Annotated in this window: 11 protein-coding genes; 2 read left to right on the forward strand and 9 right to left on the reverse strand. The window is 70.2% G+C overall.

All coding sequences use genetic code 11. From position 1 onward, the window contains the following. Nucleotide 1: 1 nt before the first annotated feature. From ENSA5_RS29805 to ENSA5_RS29815, 3 genes are read right to left on the reverse strand one after another with little or no spacing between them, the layout of a single operon-like run. Nucleotides 2–1,420 (reverse strand): AI-2E family transporter, encoded by a 1,419-nt coding sequence (locus tag ENSA5_RS29805; protein WP_106395109.1) that lies wholly within the window; start codon nucleotides 1,418–1,420, stop codon nucleotides 2–4. 30 nt (nucleotides 1,421–1,450) lie between these two features. Next, nucleotides 1,451–2,581 carry a tetratricopeptide repeat protein gene (locus ENSA5_RS29810; RefSeq protein ID WP_106395110.1) on the reverse strand — a complete coding sequence of 377 codons (1,131 nt, stop codon included), beginning with the start codon at nucleotides 2,579–2,581 and terminating at the stop codon, nucleotides 1,451–1,453. After that, a complete protein-coding gene (locus ENSA5_RS29815; RefSeq protein WP_106395111.1) occupies nucleotides 2,578–3,114 on the reverse strand; it encodes a hypothetical protein in 537 nt (178 codons plus the stop codon). Before ENSA5_RS29815 ends, ENSA5_RS29810 begins: the two co-directional genes overlap by 4 nt. A 74-nt stretch (nucleotides 3,115–3,188) precedes the next feature. Here ENSA5_RS29815 and ENSA5_RS39430 point away from each other — a divergent pair, with 74 nt between their 5' ends. Further along, the gene (locus ENSA5_RS39430) at nucleotides 3,189–3,941 is read left to right on the forward strand and encodes a MopE-related protein (protein ID WP_106395112.1); all 753 of its coding nucleotides are present in this window, start codon (nucleotides 3,189–3,191) and stop codon (nucleotides 3,939–3,941) included. A gap of 55 nt (nucleotides 3,942–3,996) precedes the next feature. Here ENSA5_RS39430 and udk read toward each other — a convergent pair whose 3' ends face one another. The 4 genes from udk to ENSA5_RS29840 all read right to left on the reverse strand — a co-directional run bounded on the left by udk (nucleotide 3,997) and on the right by ENSA5_RS29840 (nucleotide 18,384). Then, entirely contained in the window at nucleotides 3,997–4,620 is a 624-nt protein-coding gene (udk, locus tag ENSA5_RS29825) for a uridine kinase (protein ID WP_106395113.1), read from the reverse strand. A gap of 89 nt (nucleotides 4,621–4,709) precedes the next feature. Continuing rightward, nucleotides 4,710–15,536 carry a tetratricopeptide repeat protein gene (locus ENSA5_RS29830; protein ID WP_106395114.1) on the reverse strand — a complete coding sequence of 3,609 codons (10,827 nt, stop codon included), beginning with the start codon at nucleotides 15,534–15,536 and terminating at the stop codon, nucleotides 4,710–4,712. Between the two features lie 348 nt (nucleotides 15,537–15,884). Continuing rightward, a complete protein-coding gene (gene rlmB / locus ENSA5_RS29835; protein ID WP_181198293.1) occupies nucleotides 15,885–16,625 on the reverse strand; it encodes a 23S rRNA (guanosine(2251)-2'-O)-methyltransferase RlmB in 741 nt (246 codons plus the stop codon). Between the two features lie 31 nt (nucleotides 16,626–16,656). Beyond that, nucleotides 16,657–18,384 (reverse strand): ABC transporter substrate-binding protein, encoded by a 1,728-nt coding sequence (locus tag ENSA5_RS29840; protein WP_146156253.1) that lies wholly within the window; start codon nucleotides 18,382–18,384, stop codon nucleotides 16,657–16,659. Nucleotides 18,385–18,471: 87 nt separating this feature from the next. On the opposite strand from ENSA5_RS29840, the gene ENSA5_RS29845 reads away from it, so the two are divergent. After that, nucleotides 18,472–20,142, forward strand: coding sequence for a tetratricopeptide repeat protein (locus tag ENSA5_RS29845; RefSeq protein ID WP_181198294.1), 1,671 nt, complete (start codon nucleotides 18,472–18,474; stop codon nucleotides 20,140–20,142). Between the two features lie 24 nt (nucleotides 20,143–20,166). Here ENSA5_RS29845 and ENSA5_RS29850 read toward each other — a convergent pair whose 3' ends face one another. After that, nucleotides 20,167–21,450, reverse strand: a complete 1,284-nt coding sequence (locus ENSA5_RS29850) for a cyclic nucleotide-binding domain-containing protein (protein WP_106395118.1) — start codon at nucleotides 21,448–21,450, stop codon at nucleotides 20,167–20,169. Nucleotides 21,451–21,620: 170 nt separating this feature from the next. Beyond that, a complete protein-coding gene (gene dnaE, locus ENSA5_RS29855; RefSeq protein ID WP_106395119.1) occupies nucleotides 21,621–25,385 on the reverse strand; it encodes a DNA polymerase III subunit alpha in 3,765 nt (1,254 codons plus the stop codon). Nucleotides 25,386–25,392: the final 7 nt, after the last annotated feature.

Raw genomic sequence — 25,392 nt, forward strand, 5'->3', positions numbered from 1 at the left:
GCTAGGAGCCCTCGTCCCCGTCATCCTCGGACCGGCTGAGCGCACGATGGCGGGCCGTATCGAAGCGGATCGCGTCGGAGCTGTTCGCGTCGCGAGCGTCTCGCCCTTCGGCCTCCCGCGCGGCCAGGGTCGACTGCTTGCGCGCGTACAGGAACACCGTCTGAATCATGCTCGCAACCGGCAGAGCCAGGACCGCGCCGATCGGCCCGTAGACCTCCCACCCGGCCAGCAGCGCGAAGATCAGGATCACCGGGTGGATGTCGGCGGTCCCGATCACGCGCTGGTTCAAGTAGTTGGCCTCGAGCAGGTGGATGCCGACGATCCAGCCGAGGATCCCCGCGGACTTGCCAAATTCGAGGCCCTCGAGCCCGGCGTCGCCCGACACCAGCGCGACGCCGAGCAAGGGGATCGCAGAGATCAAGATCCCAAACACGGGGATGATGCTCAAAACCGCCGCGACCATCGCCAGCAGCAGCGAGTAGCGGACGCCAAACGCGTAGAGCCCGATGAAGGCCAGGGTCCCGTTGACCAGGCAGATCAGCAGCTGGCCCCGGATCGCCCCGGCCATGCCCTCGTCGATCCCACGCACGATGTTCTCGAAGTCCGCGCGATGATTGTTGGGGACCAGCGAGCGCACGAAGTGCTTGACGCGATCGAGGTCGACGAGGATGAAGCCCGCGATCAAGAAGGTGATGATCAGGTCGGTCACGAACGAGGCGATGCCCGAGATCACCGCGCGGACCGCCTCGGTCGCGGCCTCGGTCAGCTCGTCGCCCTTGCTCGCGATGATGTCGCGCAGGAGCTCGGCGATGTTGGCCTTTTGCTTGGGCGAGGTCTCGATCACCCAGCCCCCGCTGCTCTCGTGGACCTCGAGGTGGGCGCCGCTCAGATCGACGCGGTAGCTGCCGTCGGGCTGGGGTTGAACGATGAGCTCGCTGACCTGCTCGCGCTCGACCTCGGGTTCGGGACCGAGCATCCCCGGAAAGGTCTCCTCAAACCACGTGCTGACCCGCGGCAGCCACTCCTCGTTGATCTTGGCCATCGCCGAGGGCGTCGACTCACGCAGGGTCGAGAGATCGGACACGACCCCGGGCAGGACCCCGCCGAGGAAGCCGAACCCGAAGGTCACGAGCGCGAGGTAGAGCAGCACGACCGAGAGCCCGCGCCGATCGCCGAGCCGCGGGGCCATGCGCCGCACCAGGGGCTCGAGCAGGTACGCGACCAAGGTCGCGAAGATGAAGGGCAAGACGATGCCGCGAAACCAGATCAACAGCAGGAGCAGGAAGGCCAGCAAGCCCCACAGCCGCCAGAAGGTGCGCAGGACCGTGAGCATGGTGTCGCGCGGCCGAGCTCGACGCAGCCGCTCGCTCGCCGCGCCGCCCGCCGACTGAACCCCGCTGCCCTCGCCCTCGTCGCTCACCCCGCGATGCTAACAGCATCCGCGGGAGACTCAGGCCTCGACGCCAGCGGCGGCGGCCGAGTCCCACGCGCCACAGCTGCCACAACGGAACGCGAAGCGCTCCATCTGCGTTCCGCAGCGCATGCACAGCAGGCCCGAGCTCTTGGGCGGGCGCATCGCGGCCTCGCGCGCGGCCTCGCGTTGACCCCGGGCCAGGCGCAGGCGCACGAGCGAGAGCTGAGCCGAGGGGCTGCGATCGGCGACGCGCTCGAGCGCGCCCGCGGCCTGCTCGGGGTGCTGGCGCGCGACCCTCTCGGCCAGGGCCACGACCAGCTGGGCCTCGCGGGCGATGCGGAGGCTCGACAGCATCCGCTCCATCAGATCTCCTTGGCGGCGGTTCTCGCTCGCCCAGTCCCAGGCCTCGGGCACGAGCACCCGAGCGCCGACGGGACTCAGCTCCCAGGCCCGCTGCCACGACTCGAGCGCCTCGATCGGATCACCGAGCGCCGACTCCACCCGCGCGCGCACGGCCCAGCAGTGCCCGCTGTCCGGGGCCAGATCGACCGCGCGCTCGGCCAGCTTGCGAGCCTTGCGCTCTTCGCCGTCCTCGAGCGCCTCGGCGGCCTGACCGGCGACCGAGTGGCCGCGCCCGGCGCGGGCGTCCTGGGCCCGGCGGCCCTCGACCTGCTTCTCGAGCCGCTCCCAGGCCGCGGCCGCCCGCTCCCACGCGCCCGCGCGCTCGAGCGCCCGCGCCAGGGTCTCGAGGGTCGCGACGCTGCGCGGCGCCAGGCTGACCGCCCGGACCAGCGCACCGACGGCGGCGCGCTCGTTGCCCTGCGCGAGGAGATCGCGGCCGAGCCCGACGAGGGCCGCGACGCGCTGCTCCGAGGGCAGATCGGCCGAGGCCAGGACGGTGCGGTGCACCGCCTTGGCCCGCTCGATCCGACCGCGGCGACGGTCGAGCGCGGCCAGGGCCAGGAACACCGTGGGATCACCCGGCTCGGACTCGCAGATCTGCTCGAGCTCCTGGGCGACGTTCTCGCGGTCGCCCTCGGCCAGCTCGTAGAGCACCCGGTTGCGCCGCGCGACGTTGTCGCGGTCGAGACGACGCGGGTTCACGTACCACCAGCCGACCCCAAACCCGATCGCCAGGCAGACCAGCGCGATCAGCACGAAGCTCATGCTGCCCCCCCCCGTCCCCCGCTGTTGCGGCCCGTGCCGCGCGCGGAGCTGGGCGGGCGAAAGCCGTCGAGCGGAGCGTGGGCTTCGTCGCCCCGCTCCGCTCCTTCACGCAGCATCCGATCGCGGCGCATTTTCTCGGTCATGACCTTCTTTGCGCGGATGTCGAGGTGAGCCTCTGCGGCCAAGATCTCGTCTTCTTCTTGCTGGCGCAGAGGTAGCGTGCGCAATTCCAGGATCTCGCGCTCGAGCTCACGCAGGCGCCGCTGGAGCAGGGCCATGCTGCGGATCCGAAAGGGCGTGACGATGCCCATGAGCAGCAGCAGGCTCACGCACCCGCCCCAGCCGGCCATGATCGCCGCGACGTTCATCTGGAAGCGCTTGCGAACCAGCGGATCGACGAAGTCAACGCGCGGCACGAGCAGCACGACTTCGACCCAGGCGCGATTCTCCTGAAGGACGAGCGTGAACCAGATCAACCCGAGGATGAAGATGATCAGGCTGACGCCCAGATATACCCTGCCGAGGACGGACACGGTGCCGGCGGAAGATAGCACGGCCCGCGACGGGGCGGTCCACATGTGGACGCAGACGTTGTACTCTCCCCCCCATGTCCGCGCGTCCCCCCCGGGCCCCGAAGATCTCCCTCGCGCTGAGCTTCGCCTTCCTCGCCGGCCTCGGCTTCGGCTGCCAAAAGCAGGGCATGAGCGAGGTCGACAAGGAATTGGCCAAAGCCCGCAAGCAGGCAAACAAGCGCACCGCCGCCGAGTGCTACCCGGGCAGCCGAGAGCCCTGCTACTTCGTCGAAGACGGCAAACCCGGCCCCGAGGGCACCGTCGGCCGCGGCATCTGCCAGGAGGGCCAGCGCGAGTGTGACGCCGAGGGCTTCTGGCAGGCCTGCGAGGGCGCCGTGCTCCCCGCCGTCGAGCTCTGCAACAATATCGACGACGACTGCAACGGTCGCGTCGACGACGGCTTCGAGCGCGACGGGACCAAGTGTTTCGCCGGCGAGGGCGAGTGCCGCACCGCGGGCACCTACTCGTGCAGCCCCGACGGCTCCGCGTCCGTGTGCAGCGCCACCGCCAAGGCGCCCGGGACCGAGGTCTGTGACGGCAAGGACAACGACTGCGACGGCGAGATCGACGACGGCGACGTCGACGGGACCGGGGCCGCGTGCAAGACCGGTCAGGCCGGGGCCTGCGCGAACGGCGTCAAGCAGTGCGTGGCCGGATCGATCCAGTGCATGCCCAGCCACGTGCGCACGGTCGAGATCTGCAACAAGATCGACGACGACTGCGACAACACGGTCGACGAAGACTGCATCTCCGAAGAAGAAGCCCGCAAAGCCGGCATCATCAAGTGATTTAGGCCCCCGCAGGCGTCAGCAACTTTGCTGACGCCTGCGGGGGTCCACGACACTACGTCGCGGCTCGGAGGCGGGCGACGAGGACGTCGATCGCGACTCGGTTCTCGCCACCCTCGGGGATGATGAGATCGGCGGTGCGCTTGCTTGGCTCGACGAACTGCACGTGCATGGGGCGCACGGTCTCGTAGTACTGCTTGCGGACGGCTTCGAAGTCGCGGCCGCGAGTGCGCATGTCTCGGCGGATCCGGCGGATCGCCCGGATGTCGGGCTCGGTGTCGACGAAGATCTTGATCTCGATCTCGCGGCGCAGGTGCTCGTCGACGAAGACCAAGATGCCCTCGACGATGATCACGGGCGCGGGGTCGAGGCGCAGGGTCGTCGCGAGCCGGCGATGGGTCTTGAAGTCGTAGACCGGGACCTCGACCGGGTTGCCGGCCTTGAGGTGCTGGAGGTGCTCGACGAGCAGATCGGTCTCGAGCGCCTCGGGGTGATCGTAGTTGACCCGGTTGCGCTGCTCGAGGCTGAGGTCAGGCCGGTCGCGGTAGTAGCTGTCATGACGCAAGGTCGCGACAGAGTCGACAGGCAGGGCCGAAGCCAGGGCGTCGGCGACCGTGCTCTTGCCCGAGCCGCTGCCACCGGCGATGCCAATCACGAGGCTGGTCCGCGAATGATCCACCGGGGCCAGGTATAGACCCAAGCGACCGCCCGCGGGGCCCGCCGTGATGTGAGCCTACTGGCCTGTCTCGCGCTCGCGCGCCGAGCGGATTAGCCGCCGATCGCCTCGAGGGCGGCCTTGAGCCCGGCGTGGTCGCGGTCTTCCTCGATGCCGCGGCGCAGCATCGCCTGGGCCTTGGGCTTCTCGCCGAGCCCGAGGTGGACCTGCGAGAGGCGCAGGTAGATGTCGCCGCGGCGCAGGAGCCCCGACTTGTCGGCGTTTTGGAGCAGCATCGAGCGATAGATCTTCAGCGCGTCAGGCCAGCGCTCGTTCTGCTCGTGGAGCTTGCCGAGGGTCAAGAGGGTCTCGACGTTGGTCGTGTCGAGGCGGTAGGCCTCCTCGAGCCGCTTCTGGGCGGTCTCGGCCTGGCCGGCCTCGATCTCGATCCGGCCGAGGCGGGTCAGGTAGTGCGCGCGCTTCTTGCTGCGCTTGCCGGCGGTGACCTCGACGAGCCAGTGGTACATGCCGCCGGCCTCCTCGCTGCGACCGCCCGAGGCGAACAGCGCGTCGGCGATCCGCTGGTTGACGGAGACGTCGTCCTGGACGTGCTCGTAGATGCTGGCGAGGACCCGCAGCGCGCCCTCGTTGTCCTCGAGCTTGGCGGTCATCACGTCGACCCGCTCGAGCTGCAGCTCGCGCCGCTTGTCGTCGGTCTTGGCCCGACCGACGGCCATCTCGAGCAGGTACACGACCTGATCCCAGCGCTCCTCGGACTTCGACAGCTCGAGCAGCTCGCGCCCGGCCTCGGCGTTGGATGGATCGAGCTGCAGCGCCTTCTCGAGGTGGCCCCGACGGCCGGCGGCGTCCTCGGCCAGGTGCGCGAGGCGAAGCTGGAGCCGGGCACCGGTCGAGCCCTGAGGTTCGAGCGCGGCCGCGCGCTCGAGCGTGGACTGCATGGCCTCGTCGTCGCCGCGGGCCTCGTAGACCGAGGCCAGCGAGAGGATCGCCGGGACGTAGCTCGGATCGACCTCGAGCAGCTCGGTCAGGATCTCCTGGGCGCGATCGCTGTCGTCGAGCTTCTCGGCCAGCAAGCTGGCGAGCTGCGAGGCGAGCTCGCGGTAGCCGTCGGTGTCGCCGACGTCGCGGAGGCGATCCATGCGGGCCCCGAGCAGATCCGAGAGATCGTGCCAGCGCTCCTCACGGGTCAAGAGGCGCTCGAGCCAGGCCCGGGTCGCGTCGCGATCGGGGTACTCGAGCACGACCGCCTGAAGGACCTCGACGGCGTCGGTCGGATCCTCGAGCTTGTCCTCGGCGAGCCGCGCCATCTCCTCTTGCACGGCGATCCGCGCCTCGCCCTCGACGACCTCGAGCTTGCGCTCGAGCAGGTCGCGGACATCTTGCCAGCGCTCGAGCCGACGCAGGAGGACCTCGAGCTCGTTGAGCGCGACCATGTCGCCCGGATCGGCGCCGAGCATGTCGTTGTAGACGATGATCGCGTCCTCGAAGCGCTCGAGCTTGTCGACGAGGTGGTTGGCCTGGCGATAGCGAAGCTCGCGACGTTCGGTGTCGTCGTCGGTGATCATCACCCGGCGCCCGAGGGCGTCGACGAGCGCCTCGCGATCGTTGGCCTGAGCGAGCAGCGCGAGCAGCCGGGTCCAGCCCGGACGATCCGACTCGTCAGCCTCGATCAGCTGGCGCAGATCCTCGATCGCCACGGCCGGCTGGGCGAGCAGCGACTCGGCCACGCTCGCGGCCTCGCGCCACAGCCCCGCCGCGACCAGGGGATCGGACGCAGCGGCGGCGGCCCGGGTCAGGGCCTCGTGGAGCCCCTTGGGATCCCCGAGCGCGCGCGAGGTCTCGACGAGCAAAGCGAGGCCCTCGGCGTGCTCGGGCTGCTCTTCGAGCAAGGGGCTGAGCACCGCCATGGCCCGATCGGGCGCGTTGAGGGTCGACAGCCAGACCCGCGTGGCGGCGATGCAGCACGGCGGGCTGACCCGACCGGCCTCGACCGCCGCCTCGACCGCCGCCGCCAGCAGCTCCCCGGCCCGGGGCGCGAGCTCGGACTGCTCGGCGAGCGCGAGGGTCCGCTCGAGCGCCTGGCTCGAGTCACCGTCGAGGGCCAGGAGCGCGCCCCAGGCCTCGAGCGCCTCGAGCGAGGTGCCGCCGCCTTGCTCGATCAGCCCGCCAAGGTTCTGAAGCAAGCTGATCCGATCGGAGCCCTCGGCCTCGCGCAAGCGAACGCGGGTGACCGTGGCCAGGCCCGCCGAGTTGCTCGACGACTGGTACGCGGTCTCGAGGGCGTCGAGCAGCCCGTCGGGCGGCTCGCCCTGGCCCTCGTCCCCGAGGCTGTTGGTCAGCACGGCCTCGAGCCCGCGGATCGCCGGCTCGAGCCCGAGCTCGATGTCGAGGGCGTCGCGGAAGGCCTCGACGGCCTCGGGCCAGTTCGACAGCGCGACCCGGGCGTCGCCGAGGCGCACGAGCATCGGCACCTGGGCGTCGGTCCCGACCGCGAGGCGCGAGCCCTCGCACAGCGCACGCTCGATCAGCGCGGTGTCGTCCTTGCGCAGCGCGAGCTCCTCGATCCGCTCGCAGGTCGGCAGATCGGCGAGCTCGGCGTCGAGCAGCGGCACGAGGACCGCCAGGGCCTTGTCGGGATCGCCCATGTAGTCGGACGCGGCGTGGGCGGCCGCGAGCGCGATGGTGATCCGAGCCTCGGCGTCGCGGCCCTCGTCCTGGGCGCGCCGACTGAGCTCGTCGATCAGCGGCTCGAGGCCGTCGAGCTCACCGGCGAGGCGCATGACCGCGCTGAGCGGATCGGCGAGCTCGTCGGCCGGCGAGTTGTCGACCAGCTTCATGGTCGCGTCGAGGGCCCCGGTCGCGTCGCCGAGCTTCTCGTGCCGGACCATGGCCAGCTCGCGCAGCGAGACGAGGACCTCGTCGGGATCCTGCGAGAGCGTCGCGCGGGCGTCGATGACGACGGCCAGCTCTTGCCAGCGGCCGTGGGCGTCGAGGTGCGGCCGGACCAGGGTCGCGGCGGCCTCGGACACCTCTTCTTTCTTGCTCAGCTCGACGAGGTCGGCGACGGCGCCCTCCTGCCCCGGGAGCAGCTGCAGGACCTGCTCGTAGCGCTCGACGGCGCCGAGCAGATCATCGAGGGGGCCGGCGTAGAGCCGAGCCGCGTCGAGCATCAAGCTGGCCTTGCGCTCGGCCGTCGAGGCGATCGTGGCGCGATCTTGGATCACGTCAGCGGCCTCGGCGTGGCGCTCTTCGGCCAGCAGCGCCCGGGCGAGGGCCGCCATCGCGTCGTCGTCGGACGGGGCCTCGGCCAGCAGCGAGCGCAGGACCTCGATCTCGGCCTCGCGGTTCTTGGCCGACTCGCGGTGGATGCTGGCCAGCTGCATGCGGAGCGAGCGGCGCTCCTCGCCGTCGTTCGACGAGTCGATCCGGCGATCGAGGACCTCGATCAGCTCGCTCGTCGAGCCGCTCGCGGCGTAGGCCCGGCTGAGGCGCTGGAGGGCCTCGAGGTCGTTGGGCTCGATGTCGAGCAGCCGCCGCCAGGCCTTCTCGGCTTCCTCGGGGTTGGCGAGGATGTCCTCGAACAAGGTCGCGAGGCGGCGGAGCAGATCGACGCGCTCGGAGTCGTCGGGCTCGACCTCGACGCGCCGGGCGAGGACCTCACGCAGCTCCTCGTGGTAGCCGAGGCGGACCAGGGCGCCGTCCATGAGCGCGAGCGCCTCGTCTTGATCGTCGCGGAGCTCGAGCGCGCGCCGGAGGATCTCGACGGCGATCTCGGGCGAGTCCTCGCTCCGGATCCGCGCGGCGCGGATCAGCAGCTCGAGCCGACGATCGACGTCGCTCGCGAGCTGCTCGCTGTCCGACGCGGCGACCTGGGCGTCGGCGAGCGCGCCCGGCATCTCGACCGAGCTAGCGAGGCGCTCGATCTCGGCGTCGAGGGTCATCAGCGCGTCGCTCGGGCCGGGCTCGTGCAGCGCCCGGGCGAGGGCCCGAAACGCGTACTGGGCCCCGTCGGGGATGCTCTCGAGGTGGCGGGCGAGCTCGAGGTGGAGCTCGTGGCGCATGGCCGGATCCTCGCTGACGGTCAGCCGCCACTCGCAGACCGAGACCAGGCGCGGGGTGTTGCCCGAGGCCTGGTAGATCGGCTGGAGGATGTTGAACACGCGCTCGCGCTGGGGCACCCGCGCGTCGGCGATCCGCTCGAGCGCCGAGACGGCGTTGATCTCGTCGGGGACCTCACCGAGCAGGCTCTCGAGCGAGTCGAGCGCACCCTCGGCGTCGTCGAGCGGACCCTCCTGGAGCTCGGCGATCTGGAGGTAGACCGGCGTGCGGTCGTCCTGATCGAAGCTCCGCGACAGGCGGTCACGCAGGAGCTCGAGCAGCTCCTCCCAGCTCTCGGTCATCTGATAGACCTGCTCGAGCTGGGCGCGGGCCCGGTCGTTGTCGGGCTGGGTGTCGAGGATCCGGCGGAAGGCCTTCGCGCCCAACTCGGGCTCGTCGAGCACGTCGAGGGCGACCCGTGACAGGCGCATGAGCAGATCGATCTGCCGGTCCTCGTCGAGGCTGTCCTCGGCCTCGCGCCAGTAGGCGTCGGCGAGCTCCTTCCACATCTCGCCCATGCTCAGGGCGGACTCGAGCTCCGAGAACACGCTGCGGTCGTCGGGCCGGGCCTCGAGCAGGCGCTCGTAGAGAGCCACGGCCTTGGCCGGCTGACGCAGCGAGCCCGACCACAAGCGCGCGCACTCGTGGACGATCTCGAGCATCGAGTCCGAGCTGTCGTCGGGGTTGGCGGCGCTGTACTCGGTCAGGATCTCGGCGTAGCGGTCGGTGGTCGCGAGCACGTTGGCGAGGCGGCCGAGGTGGTCGCGGACGCGGGTGTTGCTCGGATCTTCCTTGAACACGCGGGTGTAGGCCTCGAAGGCCTTGTCGAGGTCTTCGAGCTGCTCCTCCTGCATCCGGGCCATGCGCAGCATGATCTGGACCCGCTCGCCGTGGTCCTCGGCCTCGTCGAGGCGGACCTCCTGGATCTGGAGCAGGCGCTCCCAGTCCTGGACCGCGAGGAACACGGGCTCGAGCATCTCGGCCGCGCGGCTGCGCATCGAGGGATCTTGGAGATAGCGCGAGAGCTCGTCGGTCCCGACCGCGTGATCGGGGTCGGCCTTGAGCGCGGCGCCGAGGTGGCGGATGCCCTCCTCGGAGTCGTCGAGGTGCTCACCGTAGAGCCGACCGAGGAGCAGGTGGGTGTCGACGGCGGCCTTGCCCTGGAGCTGGGCGAGCTTGCGGGTCAGGTGCGCGGCGAGCTCGCGGAACCGGCCAGTCGCCTCGTAGAGCGGCTCGAGCACCTGCTGGACGTCCTCGCGCTGGAGGCCGGCGTCGGACAGCCGCTCGTACAGGCGGATGGCCTCGTCGGCGTCGTCGAGGCGCGTGCGATGGATCTCGGCCGCACGGATCAACAGGTTGTCGCGCTCGTCGGGCGCGCTCGTGCGATCGACCTTGCGAACCAGGAGGCTGGCGAGGGCCTCGTCGGCGTCCTGGCGGACGTAGATCTGCTCGAGGGCGTCGGTCGCCTCGTCGTCGTCGGGCCGGGTCTCGAGCAGGCGCTCGTAGACCCCGCGCGCGTCGTCGAGCCGCCCGAGCCGGGCGAGCGCGACCTCGCCCATCGAGCGCAGTACTCGCTGCTGAAGATCGGAGTCGAGGATGTGATCGACGGTCCGCTTGTAGGACTCGTAGAGCGCCTCGCTGCGCTCGGGGACCGAGCCGAGGCGGTCGACCTTGTCGAGGATCTCCGAGAGCTCGGGCTGGTCGCCGGCCTCGGTCATGGCCTCGCACAAGACCGCGAACGCGCGGGCCGGATCCTCGAGCTTCTCCTCCTGGGTCCGAGCGACGCGCAGCAGCGCCTGGAGCCGACGGCGACCGCTGGGCTGCTTGCGCGCCTGCAGCTCCTGGAGCTCGAGCAGCGCGGCCCAGTTTTGCTCGGCCTCGTAGAGCGGGGTCAAGATCTTGATCGAGCGCTCGCGGGTCTCGTCGGGCTCGAGGAAGCTCCCGACCATCGAGCGCGCGCGGGCGTCGGTCGGGGCCAGATCCAAGACCCGCTTGAGCAGATCGAGGGCGTCGTCGGGGCGGCCGAGCCGCTTGCCGACGACCTCGGCGGTCTCGGCCAGCAGCCGGACCCGCTCGTCGTCGGTGTCGGCCAGCATGATCAGCCGGCGCAGGCCCTCCTCGACGTCGGGCCAGCGCTCGAGCTGGCGGTTGAGCTCGACGAGCTGGGTCTGGGCGTAGACCGCGTCCTCGTAGCCGGTCTTGAGATCGAGGACCGACTGGAAGGCCTCGATCGCGAGCTGGGCGTCGTCGAGCTCGACCCGACGGATGTCACCGATCCGCCGCCACAGCTGGGCCTGGACCCGCGGCTCTTCGGCGACGCTGATCCGGTGCTCGAGGACCTCGGTCAGCCGCTGCCACTCTTGCTCCTCGAGCAGGAGGCGCTCGAGCGCGTCGAGGGCGATCTGGTTGGCGGGCTCCATGTCGACGACCTCGGCCCAGGTCAGGGCCGCGCCGATCCGATCCATCAGCTGCTCGAGCTGGATCGTCGCGATCTCGAGCCGGATCCGGACCTGCTCGTGGTGGGCGTCGGTGAAGCGCAGCAGCGCCCGCTGGGCGTCGACGAGGGCCGCGAAGTCACCGGCCTCGAGGTGGAGGCGCACGAGCGCGCGCACGGTCTTGTGGGCGAGCGCGGCGTCGGGCGGATCGAGGTTGAGCAGGGCCAGCCAGGCCTTGCGCGCGCCCTCGGAGTCGTGGAGGCGATCGTCGAGCAGCATCGCCGCGCGGTGGACGAGATCGATGCGCAGGGTCTTGTCGCTGGCCTCTTCGCTGTTGAGGGCCTCGGACCAGATCTGGACCAGCTCGCGCTCCTTGCCGAGCTCCCGGCCGAGGCGCTCGACCTGCTCGCGCGAGTCGAGCCGCCGCGGATCGCTGAGGTAGGCCTCGCGCAGCGACGAGAAGGCCTGCTCGTTGTCGCCGAGCTCCTGCTCCTGGATCTTGGCGATCTGGAGCAGGTAGGAGGTCGCGTCGTCGCGGCGCATCTCCGCGGCCGCGTTGTTGCGCCGGACCCTGAGCACGCGGATGCGCCCGCTGTGGTCGCCGCGGCGCTGGTAGATCGGCTCGAGCAGACCGGCGACCTGGAGCTGGATGTCGGCGACGTCGAGGAGATCCTCGAGCAGCGCCCGGGCCTGCTCGTGATCGCCGTTCTCGCCGATGACCGAGCCGAGCAGATCGACGGCTCCGAACGCGTCTTGCTGGTGCTGGACCCGGAGCGACGCCCGCTTGCAGTTGAGCTCGTGGCGCAGCTCGCGATCGTTGGCGAGCTCGGCCCAGCGACCGAGCAGCTCCTCGAGCTTGTCGAGGTCGTCGGCCTCGCCGCCCTCGGCGTACATCTGGGCGAGCAGCTCGATCGTCGGGAGATCGTCGGGGATCAGATCGAGCAGCTCTTCGGCGGTCACGACCGCCGTCTCCCGATCACCGAGGACCTCGCGGGCGATCTCGATGATGCGCCCGAGCAGCTCACGCTGCTCGCGTTGGTTGAAGACCACGTCGACGCGCCGACGGTAGAGCTCGAGCAGCTCCTGGTGGGCCGTGCGAGCCCGCAGCAGCGACTCGAGGGCCTCGTAGGCGGCCTGGTGGGTCTCGTCGCGCTCGAGGATCTCGGCGTAGGCGCGCTCGGCCTCGAGCGGCTGGAGCAGATCGTCGCGCCACATCGCCCCGAGCTCGAGGAGCAGATCGCGGCGGAGGTTGGCCTCGGCCCGCTCGAGCGCCCTGCCCTCGGCCTCGGCCGCGGCCGCGGCGGCGGCGATGACCGCGAGCGCGTTCTTGTAGGACTCGGCGACCAGCTCCATCTGCGCGAGGCTCCGACCGAGGCGCTGGAGCAGCTGGCGCCCCTCCCAGTCGGCCGGGTCGCCCTCGAACAGCTCGGCGTAGATCTTGAGCGCCTCGCCCCGGCGCTCGGGCATCTGCTCGTAGATCGCGGCGAGCTGCGACTTCTGCTCGCGCCGCTGCTCGCGGACGGCGGGGTCGCTCAGGTCCTGACCCTCGCCCTCGCTGCTCTCGGCCGCAGCGAGGAGCACCTCCATGGCCTCGGCCTCGTGGCTGCGATCGCCGACGCGGCGGTAGTAGGGCAGCAGCCCGCGCATGATCGTGACCGCGGTCGCGGGGTCCGAGCGATAGATCTCTTCGAGCGCGTCGACGGCCGGGCGATGGGTCGGCTCGAGCTCGAGGATCTTCAAGAAGCCCGCGATCGCGCGATCGATCTCGTTGAGCCGCGCGGCGCGGACGTGGGACAGCTCGAACAGCACGGGGATGTCGCTGGGCTCGAAGGGCCGGGCCTCGTCGCCCTCGCCCGCCGGGATCTCGAGCTTGCGCTGGAGGATGTCGGCGAGGCGCTGCCACTCCCCGCGCCCGCGCAAGATGTCCGCGAGCGCGTCGAGGGTTGCGAGGTCTTCGCGCTCGAGCTCGAGGATCTTGTCGTAGGTCTCGACCGCGGCGTCGAGGTCTTTGAGGTGGCCCTCCTGGAGCCGCGCGAGCCCACGCAAGGTCGCGAGCCGGGCGGCGTCGTCGGGCGCGACGTCGAGGCGTCGGCGGTAGACCTCGCTGAGATCGTCCCAGCGCCGCGTCGAGGTGTAGATGTCTTCGAGCGCCGACATCGCGCCCTCGTTGGTCGGATCGAGCTCGATGATGCGCCGGAAGTAGCGCTGGGCGTCGTCGGGCTTGGACAGGTGATCGCGGGCGATCACGGCCAACTTCTCGAGCAGCATCAGCTGCTCGTCGTGCTCGGCCCGCTTGACCGCCTGGACCGAGAGCTCGCCGCTGGTCTCACTCTCGGCCCCGGACACCGGCTCGCCGGCGATCCGGCGCTCGAAGATCCGCGTGAGCTCGTCCCAGTTGTCGCTGGAGGCCGAGGCGGCCTCGAGCTGGGCGCGCAAGCTCTCGTCGGTCGGACGCAGCTCGTAGGCCCGCGCCGCCCACTGGAAGGTCAGCTGCGGGGACGCGAGCCGATCGGCCGCGACCTCGCGCAGCTGCTCGATCAGCTCGAGCTTGTCGTCGACCTTGTCGCTGGCCTCGAGCAGCACGCCGATCGTCCGCATCAGCGCGGCCCAGTTGCCCTGCTCGCGATAGATCGGCAGGAGCTCGCGGGCGACGACGAGGTTGTTGGGCTGGATCGCCAGGGTCCGCTCGAGCGCCTTGACGGCCCGCTCGGGCTGACCGAGGCGCTCACGACACAGCTGGGCCACGCGCCGGTAGAGGCCGACCCGCTCGTCGGTCGCGCTGACCCGATCGGCCGCGCTTTGGAGCGCGTCGACGAGGTCCGAGACCCGGCCCTGGGCGACGTAGAGCTCGGTCAGCTCGTCCCACATGTTCGAGGCCACGTAGGCGTCACGCAGGGTCCGCAGGGCCTTGTCGTGGCCGGGCACGAGGCGGGCGATCTCTCGCCACACGCGGATCGAGTCTCGCGGGTTGCGGAGCCGCTCGGCGTAGATGTGCCCGATGTCGGTGAGCAGCTTGACCGCGCGCCCGACCGAGTCGGCGATCGCGACCTGGCGGTGACGGATCTCGGCGGCCTCGGCCCAGCGAGACTCGCGCTCGTAGAGCCGCGCGAGGGCCTCGAGGGCCTTCTCGTGCTCGCCGTGATGCAAGAGCACCGCGTTCCACCCGGCGATCGCCTCGCGGCGATCCCCGAGCTTGTCCTCGGCGAGGCGCGCGAGCTCGAGGCGCAGGTCGAGGCCCTCCTCCCCTTCGCGCTCGGCGAGCTCTTCGCGGCGCAGGGCGATCAGCGCCCGCCAGTCGCGGCGCTGCTCGTGGATCTTGGCCATCATCTCGCGCGCGCCCCGGTCACCGGGCAGGAGCTCGAGCAGCTCGGCGAGGGGCTCGAGCGCGCGCTGAGGGTTGCCGAGCTTCTCGACCCAGATCGCCGCGACCTTGCGCAGGACGTCGGCCTCGGCGGTCTTGTCTTGGTCTTCTTGGGCCGCGTCGCGCAGGCGCTGGTAGACGCCGAGCAGGTCGTTCCAGCGCTTGCCGCTGGCGTAGGTGTCGGCGAGGACCTCGAGGCTGCCCTGGTGGCGCGGCTCGATGTCGAGGATCCGCTGCAAGGTCGCGAGGGCCATGGCCTCGAGCCGCAGCTCCTTGCGGTACAGCTCGGTGATCTCGAGCAGCTTGTCGATCCGCTCCTGCTTGGTCTCCTCGCTGTCGGCGATGGTGTCGAACTGATCCTTGAGCAGCTCGACGAGCGCCGTCCACTTCTTGCCCTCACGATAGAGGCCCTCGAGGTTGGCGATCGCCCGCAGGTCGTTGCCGTCCTCGCGCACGACCGAGCGCCAGACCTCGATCGCGCGGTCGGTGCTGCCGAGCCGGTCCTGAGCGAGGGTCGCCATCTCCTCGGCGAGCTCGAAGCGGCGGTCGGGATCCTTGCTCGCGCGGCGAGCCTGCACCAGGACTTGCATCAGCTGGCTGCCGTCGGACGGGCCCGAGAACAGCTCGCGATAGAAGCCGACGACCTCGGGGTTGCTGGCCTCGTTGCGACGGACCCGGCGAAAGTAGGGCTCGGCCAGACGCGGCTGGCCGCCGACACGCCACACGACCTCACCGCACAAGAGCGCGACGCCGGTGCCCTCGGCCTTGCGAGGCGCCCGCTGAGCGAGGGTCTTGGCCCGATCGACGATCGCGGACCCGTCGGCGTCGTCCTTGCCGTGGGCCGCGAGGACCAGGTGCCCGAGCGCCGCGGCGGCGGCCTCGACGTTGCTCGGGTCGTCGCGCACGGCCGTCGAGGCGGCGGCGAGGTCTTGTCCCGTCGACTCGATCGCGGCGGCTAGGGCAGCGTGGGTCGCGTCGTCGGTCGAGCGCAGATACGAGAGGAGAGCGGAGCGAACTTCGGCCATGTCGTGTCCTGGTTGCGGTCGACCCGTCCGCGTCGGCGCGCGGGAGTCGACGAGGCGCAGCGATCGCAGAGGGGCAATCGAGGCGCCTTCGAAAACGGTGGCCAAGGGTAGCGATTCGCGTCGCGCGGTACTAGTGCCCGACGCGGTGCTTTTGACGATTTGACGCGGCGTGTTGGCAGCAGATGACGAACGCGCGGCGGCACGCCGACGACACGCGGACGCCTCGAGCATCGCGTCGTTCAGCCTGCGGCCGCCACACGGTACCCGATTCGCGGCGCCGATGTGTGGCGAAAATGTCGCGAGCTTCTCGACCGCGCGGGCGGGTCACGGGGCTGGGCCCGCGCGCGCTCAGCCCAAGGTCGCGAGGGCGACCGCGGCCGCGGCCGAGACGTTGAGCGAGCCGAGCGAACCCGCCCGCTCGATCGTGACCAAAAAATCGCAGCGCTCCCGGGTCAGCCGACGCAGGCCTCGCTGCTCGCTGCCAAGCACCAACAACATCTGGCCCGGGGGGTCGACCGCGAGCTCGCGCAGCGCCGCGCCGGCGTCGACCACGGTCCCGATCACCCACCAGTCGCCGCTTTGTTTGGCCCGCTCGAGCACCCGCGAGAGGTTGGTGACCTGGGACAGCGCAACGCGCTCACTGGCGCCCGCCGAGGCCCGGACGGCGGCCGGTGACAGCGGCGCGGACCGGTCCCGGGCCCACACGACCCCGGCCGCGCCGAAGAACTCGGCGCTGCGGATCACCGCCCCGAGGTTGTGGGGGTCGACGATGCCGTCGCAGACGACGATCAGACGGTGGCCTCGACGGGTCCGCGGGCCGTCCTCGCGCTCGAGGAGATCGTCGAAGTCCCAGCTGCGCGGCGGGTCTGCGACCGCGAGGACCCCGCGAGCCAGGCCTGGACCGACGAGGTCCTCGTGGAGCTCGCGCTCGACGAGCTCGATCGGGACCTCGGCCTCGGCCGCCAGGGCGGCGATCGCGGGGAACTCGCGCCCGGTCTCGATCAGCAGGCGCTGGACTCGCCCGGGCCCGGCCCGCAGGAGCTCGAGCACGGCGCGCTCTCCGGGCACCCCGTGCTGGCCGGGGAGCAAGCGCGGCCCCTTGCGAGCGCCTCGACCCCGCTTAGGGCGCTTTGACCGCGACAAGGCTGCTCCCTTGGATCCGGACGAGAGACGGCTCGGGCTCGTGCGTCGCCGAGGCCCCAGACCAGGCCGCCTCGAGCGCGCGCCACACGAGCAGCGCCTGGTCGTCCGGCCGCTGCTGCTGCTGCGCGAAGTACTCGTCCTCGAAGGCGCGCGAGCTGGGGTCAGGATGCGCCGCAGGCGCGAGCACGACGCCGTCGAGGCTCGCGTGTTTGGCGCCTATCGCGCTAGATGAGAGTCCCTCACCAGTACCTAGAACCGTAATTTCAGTACCCTCGCTGTCCACCCGGCCGCCGCGGACCCGCAGCTGCTCGCGGCGCAACTCTCGCACGATCAGATCCGTGCGCGGGAGCGCGTCCGCGATGATGAGCGCCGCGCCCTTGCGCAGGGCCGCGAGGTGCGGCCTGACGATCGGCGAGAAGCTCGTTGTCGAAGACGGATAAGTGATGAATTTCAATGACTTGACTGACTTTAGGTCAGCTGATTTCTCAGCCTTCTGGACGCGCCGGCCGTAGCCGTTTTCGGGCGTCAACACGATGACCTCGGTCGCGCCCTGGTCACGCGCAAAGTTGATCAGCGCGAGCGTCCGCTCCTCGAGGGTCGGCGCGACACCGCGCGCGCTCGCGCTGCTCTCGCCAGGCAGGAGGAAGCGATCGTCCCCTACCGCGGAGATCGCGGCGCGCACGTTGCTCGTGCCGACCGGGCCGATGATGACCTCGGCGCCATCGGCGACGAGTCGATCCGCGCCCGCCCGAGCGGTGTCGGGAGTCGAGCCGCTGTCGCGCCACATGACCGAGACCGGACGGGTCCGTCCGAGGACCGTGACCGCGGCGACCGCGGCGGCGAGCTGCCCGTCGGCGAGCGCAGACAGCTTGCCGGTCCGCGGCAACAAGATCCCGATTCGAGCGGGCAGCGGGCGGCACGCGCTGACCCAGGCGGGCGCGTGGTCACCGGGGTCGCGGCCGAGCGTGGCGTGGAGGCAGTCGGCGGCGTCCGGCCCGGGCGCGGCTTCGGCCAGCGCCTCGATCGTCGGCCGGTCGAGGTGCTCGGCCAGCGCGTGCATGCGCTCCTCGGCGTAGCCCGCGTCCGGCGTCTGCTCCGCGAGCAGCTCCCGCCAGGCCACGAAGGCCGCGAGGGCCGCGGCGCTGTCGCCCTTCCGGTCGAGGGCCACGGCCCGGGCGCCCCGCAGCTCGACCCGCTCCATCTCCCCCCACGCCTCGAGCTGCTCGAGCTCCGCGAGCGCCCGGTCGGGGTCGCCGCCGCGGGTGTGGGCGAGCGCGAGGACCCGGTGGATCGCCGAGACCAACTGCTGGTGGGCCTTCGAGTGGGGCCGCGCGTCGCCGGCCCCGAGCAAGCCCGCGGCCTCGTCGGCCAGGGCGATGGCCTCGGCGTCGTTTCCGAGCAGGTACTGACGATCGGCCTTGGCCGCCAGCGCGCCAGCGCGCAGCTCGGGCGGCGGCTCCTGCTCGAGCAGCGCGTCGGCGGCCTCGTCGACGGCGGCGGAGCCCGGGTCACCCGACTGCGCGTCGACCAGCGCCTGCCACTGCGAGCGCAGCTGCGGCGGGACCTCGGCCGGATCGACGAGCGCGCCCTCGCTCCCCTGCCCCGCGCGCGAGGTCTGACAGCTCACGACCGAGGGCAGCGCGGCAAGAAGGGTCACGCGCAGCGCTCGGCGCACGAACGCTCGATGGTGGAGACGCTCACCCACGCGCCGGAGTGTACGCGCGGCTCCGCCCGAGCCCAAAAAGCCGCCGCCGCGTCGCCTCGGGCGACGCGACAGTGGTATAGGAAGCGAGTGCCCCGTCGCCAGTACGACCAAGATGACGAAGGTTTCGGCGAGGCCAGTCGCTTCACTGCGCACCTGGACCGAGGCTGGTCCTTGCTCGACCGCGGGGATTTCCAGCGCGCCCGGAATTCCGCGCACCAGGCCCTCAAGCTGCGTCCGGGGGTCCCCGACGCCGCGATGCTCATGGCCGCGATCAGCCTGGCCGAGGCCGACCCCGAGAGCAGCCTCGAGTGGTACGAGCGCGCGATCGAGGCCGACGCCGACTACGTCGACGCCCAGCTCGCGGCCGCCCAGATCCTTCTCTATGATCTCGAGGAGCCGCAGCGAGCCCTGACCCGCGCGACCCAGGCTCGCGAGCTCGACGAGGCCACCCCGGCCGATCAGCTCGACTTTGGCTTGCTCGAGGTCGAGGCGCTGGTCTCGCTTGGCGACCGCGACAGCGCCGCCGAGCGGCTCGATCAGCTCGCCGAGCTGTGGGTGATCGAGCAGCTCCTCGACCCAGAGACCGAGCGCGAGGAGCTCGCTCGCCTCCTGCGCGAATTCGCCGGAGACCCCCTCGAGCTCGACACCGACGACGTCGAGCAGCTCATGGGCCGGGTCGTCCAGCTCGCCGTCCGGGTCGCCCGCCTCCACCTCGATCTCGGCGCCCCACTTGCGGCTTTGCCCTGGCTCGACGGCCTCCTGCACCGCTTCGGCGACGACGCCGAGGTCTGGTATCTCAGCAACGAGGCCGCCTACATGGCCGGCCAGCCCGTCCGCGCTGCCCACGCAGCGCTCCAGGTCCTGCAGCTCGACGCCCGTCAGCCCGCGCCAGACTGGTCGCCAGAGCCAGCGGATCTCCACGCCAAGGTCGTCGAGTTGCTGGTCAACTGCCCCGACCCGGAGCTGCGCGCGCTCGCCCGCGAGCCCGGCTTCGTGGTCGTCGTCAACGAGGCCCCGCCCTTCGAGCTGGTCCTCGAGGGTGTCGATCCCCGCGCGCGGGCGCTCGCGCTCGCGGCCCGCAGCATCCGCGAGGTCGAGGGCGCCCCGACCCTCACCGGGCTGGCGCTGTACCGCCGCAACCTCCTGCGCCTCGCGCGGGAGTCGGCCCAGCTCGATCGTGAGCTGGAGCTCTCGATCTTCGACGAGCTCGCCGTGTTCTTCGGCTACGACGACACCCGCCGCGAGCGTCTCGGGCTGCCGCCGAGCGAGTGGAGCGCCATCATCGGCGATCCCCGCCTCCGCCCCCGCGACAGCGACGCGACGAGCGCCCCGGTCGCAAAAAAAGCCGCCGCCAAGTCTGGCGCGAAGCCGCCTGCGGCCAAGAAGCGTTCGGCAAAGACCAAGCCTCGAGCGGGCACCGCGGCCAAGAAGAAAGCCTCGACGGCCAAGAAGAAGACCGCAGCCAAGAAGAAAGCCTCGACGGCCAAGAAGAAGACCGCGGCCAAGAAAAAGACCGCGACCAAGAAGAAGACCGCGGCCAAGAAGAAGACCGCGACCAAGAAGAAGACCGCGGCCAAGAAGAAGACCGCGACCAAGAAGAAGACCGCGGCCAAGAAGAAGACCGCGGCCACGCCGATCAAGCCCAAGCCGGCCAAGCGCAAGTCCGTCGTCAAGCCCAAGCCGGCGCTCGACGCCAAGCCCAAGCTCGACGCCAAGTCCAAGGCCCGCAAGCGGACCGAAGACCCGCTCGAGGACTGAGGCCGCGAGCGGCCCGAGCCCGAGTCAGCGCCGCGGACGGAAGGGAGACAGGACCCCGAGCTCGAGGGTCTTGCGCTCGGCCTGCTCGGACCCGTCGGCGTTGAAGCTCTCGTCGAGGCGCAGGCTCAAGATCTGCGCGAGCTTGTAGAGCAGCTTGGCCGCGAGGCCGGTGTCCTCGCGCAGGACCTCGTTGAACGCCCCCCGCTCGAGGACCAGGATCTGCGTCGGCGAGGTGACCGTGACCGTGGCCGAGCGCGGGCGCTGGTTGAGCAGCCCCATCTCTCCGAAGTGGGCCCCGCGGGTCAAGGTTGCGACGACCTTGCCGCCGCGGGCGATCTGCACGTCGCCCTCGACGATCACGAACATCGAGTCGGTGTCGTCACCCTCGACGATCACGACCGTGCCCGGCGGGTGCTCGAAGGACTTGAACTTGTTGAACAGGCGGACGAGCTCCGGGTCGCCCAGATCCATGAACAGCGCGATGTGGCGCAGTGTCTTGAGGTTCTGGGTGACCTTGACCCGGCGCGCGCTGTCGGACGGGCGCGCGGGCATCTCGGGGACCCCGCGCACGACCACGGCCGAGATGTTGTCGCCCCCGCCGCGCTCGTTGGCCACGCGGACCAGCTTCTTGGGCAGGCCCGGCAGCGCCGGATCGGCCAGGACCGAGACGAGCTCGTGGTGATCCTGGACGTAGGCCGTGAGCCCGTCCGAGCACAGCAGCAGCGTGTCGTTCTCGACGATGTCGAACACCAGGGTGTCGACGGCGACCGAGCGCTGGATGCCGACGCCGCGGGTGACCATGTTGGCCCACGGGCTCGCCCGGGCCTCCTCGTAGCTCATCATCCCGTTGCGGACGGCGTCATTAAAAAAGGTGTGATCCTGGCTGAGCTGCCAGACTCGCCCGCCGCGGACCATGTACATGCGGCTGTCCCCGACGTGGCCCATGAAGCCCTTGCCGTTGACGACGATCAGCGCGATGCAGGTCGTGCCCATCCCGTGGCGACCCTGGCCGCCGCGCGCGAGATCGAAGACCTCGGCCGAGGCCGCCTGAATCGCGGTCCGCAGCAGGGCCTCGACGGCCTCGCAGGCCTCCTCGCTGCCGTCGAAACCATTGAGCAGGTGGCTCTGGCTCGCGACGTGGCGGTGCACGGCCTTGGCCGCCGTCTCCGACGCGACCTCGCCGGCCGCGTGTCCGCCCATCCCATCACAGACGAGGAACAACCCGAGGTCGGGCTCGACCAGGATGTAGTCCTCGTTGTGGGTCCGGCTCCGGCCTACGTCGGTCTCGCCGTATCCATGGATCTGCATGAGCACCGAGGCTAGCAGGCTGCTGAAAAACCCACCACAACCCAGAGCACGCCCCTGCTCGCCAGGAGCTCGAAGCCTGCCCGACACAGCTTCGGTTTGGCTTCACGGCCTCGAAGGCCAGGGACCCACTGTGGGCCGCGCGGGGTTGTTCAGCGGCCGCCTGGCGCAGATCAGACGAGCTCCGCCACGGGCTCGCCGAACAGCTTCTCCAGCGCCAGGAACAGCGAGTCGTCGGCCGAGACCTTGAACTCGTCGCCGAACACGACCTTGGTCTGGTAGCGGCCCGGGACCGTGACCGCGAGCTCCATCAAGCAGCCGCCGCGGTGGTCGACGACGAGGTGCTTGAGCGCGAGAATGCGCGCGTCATCGAGCTGTTCGGCGCGCAGGCGCAGACGCACACCCCGGGTTCGGGCCTCGCGGACCGTGGCGATCGGCTCGACCTTGGCCAGGAGCAGCTTGAAGCGCGTGACCTCGCCGGCGTCGTTTTGATCGGCCTCGAGCTTGCCGGTCACGAACACCGGATCTTCGCCGTGGCCCTGCAGCCACTCGCCCCAGCTCGGCGAGGTCTCGTCGTTGGCGTCGACGGCCTCGGCCCAGGTCCGCGGGAACACGACGACCTCGACGCGACCGAACTGATCCTCGAGCTGGAAGAAGCCCATGGTCTTGCCGGCCTTGGTCGTGACCTCGCGCAGCTCCGAGACCACGCCGCCGAGGACCAGCTCGCTGCCCTGGAGATCCTTGCGCAGCTCGCCGACGCGGACGCTCGCGTGCTTGTCGACGTCTTGCTGGTAGCGGTCGAGGGGGTGGCCGGTCAGGTAAAAGCCGAGGGCCTCGCGCTCGTTGACCAGGCGCTGCTTGGGCGTCCACTCCGGCGTGTTTGGGTAGGTCTCGTTGTAGACCTCCTCGCTCGCAAACATGTCGAACAGGCCGGTCTGGCCGCTGTCGCGATCGCGCTGGCTGCTCTGGCCCTGGTCGACGGCCGAGTCGATCGCCGCGACCAGGGTCGCGCGGCCGATCTCGGGGGCGATCGAGTCGAGCGCGCCCGCGTGGATCAGGCCCTCGATCGTGCGCTTGTTGACGCGCTTGAGATCGACCCGACGGCACATCTCCCACAGGCTCACGAACGGGCCCTCGTCGGCGCGCGCGTGGAGGATCGACTCGACCGCGTTGCCGCCGACGTTGCGGACGGCGCCCATGCCGAAGCGGATCGCGACGATCTCGCCCTCGGGCGTCACCCGCTCGCGCTCGCGCTTGCGAGACCGGCGCTTGGGCCTGGCCTTGGCCTTGGCCTCGTCGCCCGCTGGCGTCGCCGGCTTGGCGCGGACGACGACGTTGAAGTCCGAGGCCGACTCGTTGACGTCGGGCGGCAGGACCATGATGCCCATCGAGCGGGCCTCGGCGATGAACTTGACCACGTTCTCGCTCTTGTCCTTGTCGCAGGTCATCAGCGCGCACATGAAGCACTCGGGGTAGTGGTGCTTGAGGTACGCGGTCTGATAGGTGATCAGCCCGTAGGCCGCCGAGTGCGACTTGTTGAAGCCGTAGCCGGCGAACTTGTCGATCAAGTCGAAGACCTCGTTGGCCTTCTTGGCCGAGATGTCGTTTTGGGTCGCGCAGCCGTCGACGAAGAGCTTGCGCTGGAGCTCCATCTCCTTGGCCTTCTTCTTGCCCATCGCGCGGCGCATCAAGTCGGCGCCGCCGAGCGAGAACCCGGCGAGGATCTGGGCCGCGAGCATGACCTGCTCCTGGTAGACGAACACGCCGTAGGTCTCGCGCAAGACCTCGGCGAGCAGCGGGTGCGGGTAGGTGATCTTCTTGCGCCCGTGCTTGCAGTCGATGAACTGATCGACCATGCCGCCCTCGAGCGGACCCGGTCGGTAGAGCGCGACCGCGGCGATGATGTCCTCGAATTTGTCGGGCCGGAGCTTCTGGAGCAGCTTCTTGAAGCCCGAAGACTCGAGCTGGAACACGCCGGTCGTCTCGCCGCGCGAGATCATCTCGTAGACCGCGGCGTCGTCCATCGGGATCTTGTCGATGTCGAAGGCCGTGCCCTCCCCTGCGCCCTGCGAGGTCGGATCGAGCCGCCAGTTGGGCGGGAGGCTGTTGATCTGATCGACCGCGTGCTTGATGACGGTCAGGGTCTTGAGCCCGAGGAAGTCGAACTTGACCAGCCCGGCCCGCTCGACGTCGGTCATCGTGTACTGGGTGACGATCTTGTCGTCGGCCTTGAAGCAGGGCACGTGCTCGGTCAGCGCCCGGTTGCCGATCACGATCCCGGCCGCGTGCATGCCCGCGTGACGGTTGAGGCCCTCGAGCGAGCAGCCGATCTCGACGATCTGGCGGACGCCGGAGTCGACCTCGCAGCGCTTGCGCAGCTTGCTCGCGGCCTCGGCGATCTGGAGCTTGCCCTCGAGCTTGGCGGCGTTGTCGGGGTCGGCCTTCATCTTGGCCCGGATCGCCTTGGGCTCGGCCATGCACAGCGAGAGCGAGACCTTCGGCCCCTCGGGGATCATCTTGGCCAGCTCGTTGGCCTCGCCCGGTGACTTCTCCATCACCCGGCACACGTCGCGCAGGAGCCCGCGGGCCTTGAGGCTGTGGAAGGTCGCGATCTGCCCGACCCGCTCGACGCCGTAGTGCTCGGTCACGTAGCGGATGACCTCCTCGCGGCGATCCATGCAAAAGTCGATGTCGAAGTCCGGCATCGACACGCGCTCGGGGTTCAAGAAGCGCTCGAACAGCAGATCGTACTGCAGCGGATCGATGTCGGTGATCCGCATGCTGTAGGCCACGAGGCTGCCCGCGCCCGATCCACGCCCGGGCCCGACCGGCACGCCGATCTGCTTGGCGTGGCGGATGAAGTCCCAGACGATCAAGAAGTAGCCCGGGAACTTCATGTCGATGATGATCCCGAGCTCGCGCTCGAGTCGCTCGCGGTAGGCGTCCTCGTTGGGCTTGCGCCCGAGCACGCGGAGCTCGGCGAGGCGCTCATTGAGGCCTTGATAGGCGACCCGGCGCAGGTACTCGACCTCGTCCTCGATGCCCTCGGGCAGGCGAAAGTCCGGCAGCTCCGGGCGCCCGAGATCGAGCTCGACGTTGCACATCTGCGCGATCCGGGCGGTGTTCTCCATCGCCTCGGGGTAGCGGTTGAAGTAGCCCCACATCTCCTCCGGCGTCTTGATGAAGAACTCGCTGCAGTCGTGCTTGAGGCGCTTCTCGTCGTTGATCGTCCGGCCCATGCCCATGCACATCAGGACCTCGTGGGCGTAGGACTCGCTGCGATCGACGTAGTGGCAGTCGTTGGTCGCGGCGAGCGGGACGCCGAGGTCGCGGCCGAGCTGGGCGAGCGAGGCGTTGACCTGCTCCTGAGCCTCGAGGCCGTTGGGCTGGAGCTCCAAGAAGTACTGGCCGGGCTCGAAGATGTCGGCGTACTCGCGCACGCGCTCGCGCGCGGTGTCCATGTCGCCGCTGGTGATCAGGCGCGAGACGTGGCCGCCGAGGCACGCCGACAGGCCGATCAGCCCCTCGCTGTGCTCACGCAGGACCTTACGGTCGATCCGGGGGTTGTAATAAAAGCCGCGCAGGTGGCCGTAGCTGACGAGGCGCTGGAGGTTCTTGTAGCCGACCTCGTTCTTGGCCAGGAGCACGATGTGGTAGTTCTTGCGGTCGGACTTGGCCTCGGCGTCGCCGTCGGCGATGTAGGCCTCGCAGCCGAAGATCGGCTTGACGCCGTGGGCCTTGGCGGTCTGGTAGAACTGGATGGCCCCGAACATGTTGCCGTGGTCGGTCATGGCCACGGCCTTCATGCCGCGGGCCTGGACCTTGGAACACAGATCACTCATGCGGATGGCCCCGTCGAGGAGCGAGTACTGCGTGTGGAGGTGCAGATGCGCGAAATCGTCGACGCCGGACGCGTCGCCCGTGAGGTCCGTGGACATGTGCGCA

The organism is Enhygromyxa salina (assembly GCF_002994615.1).
Classification (GTDB): domain Bacteria; phylum Myxococcota_A; class Polyangia; order Nannocystales; family Nannocystaceae; genus Plesiocystis; species Plesiocystis salina_A.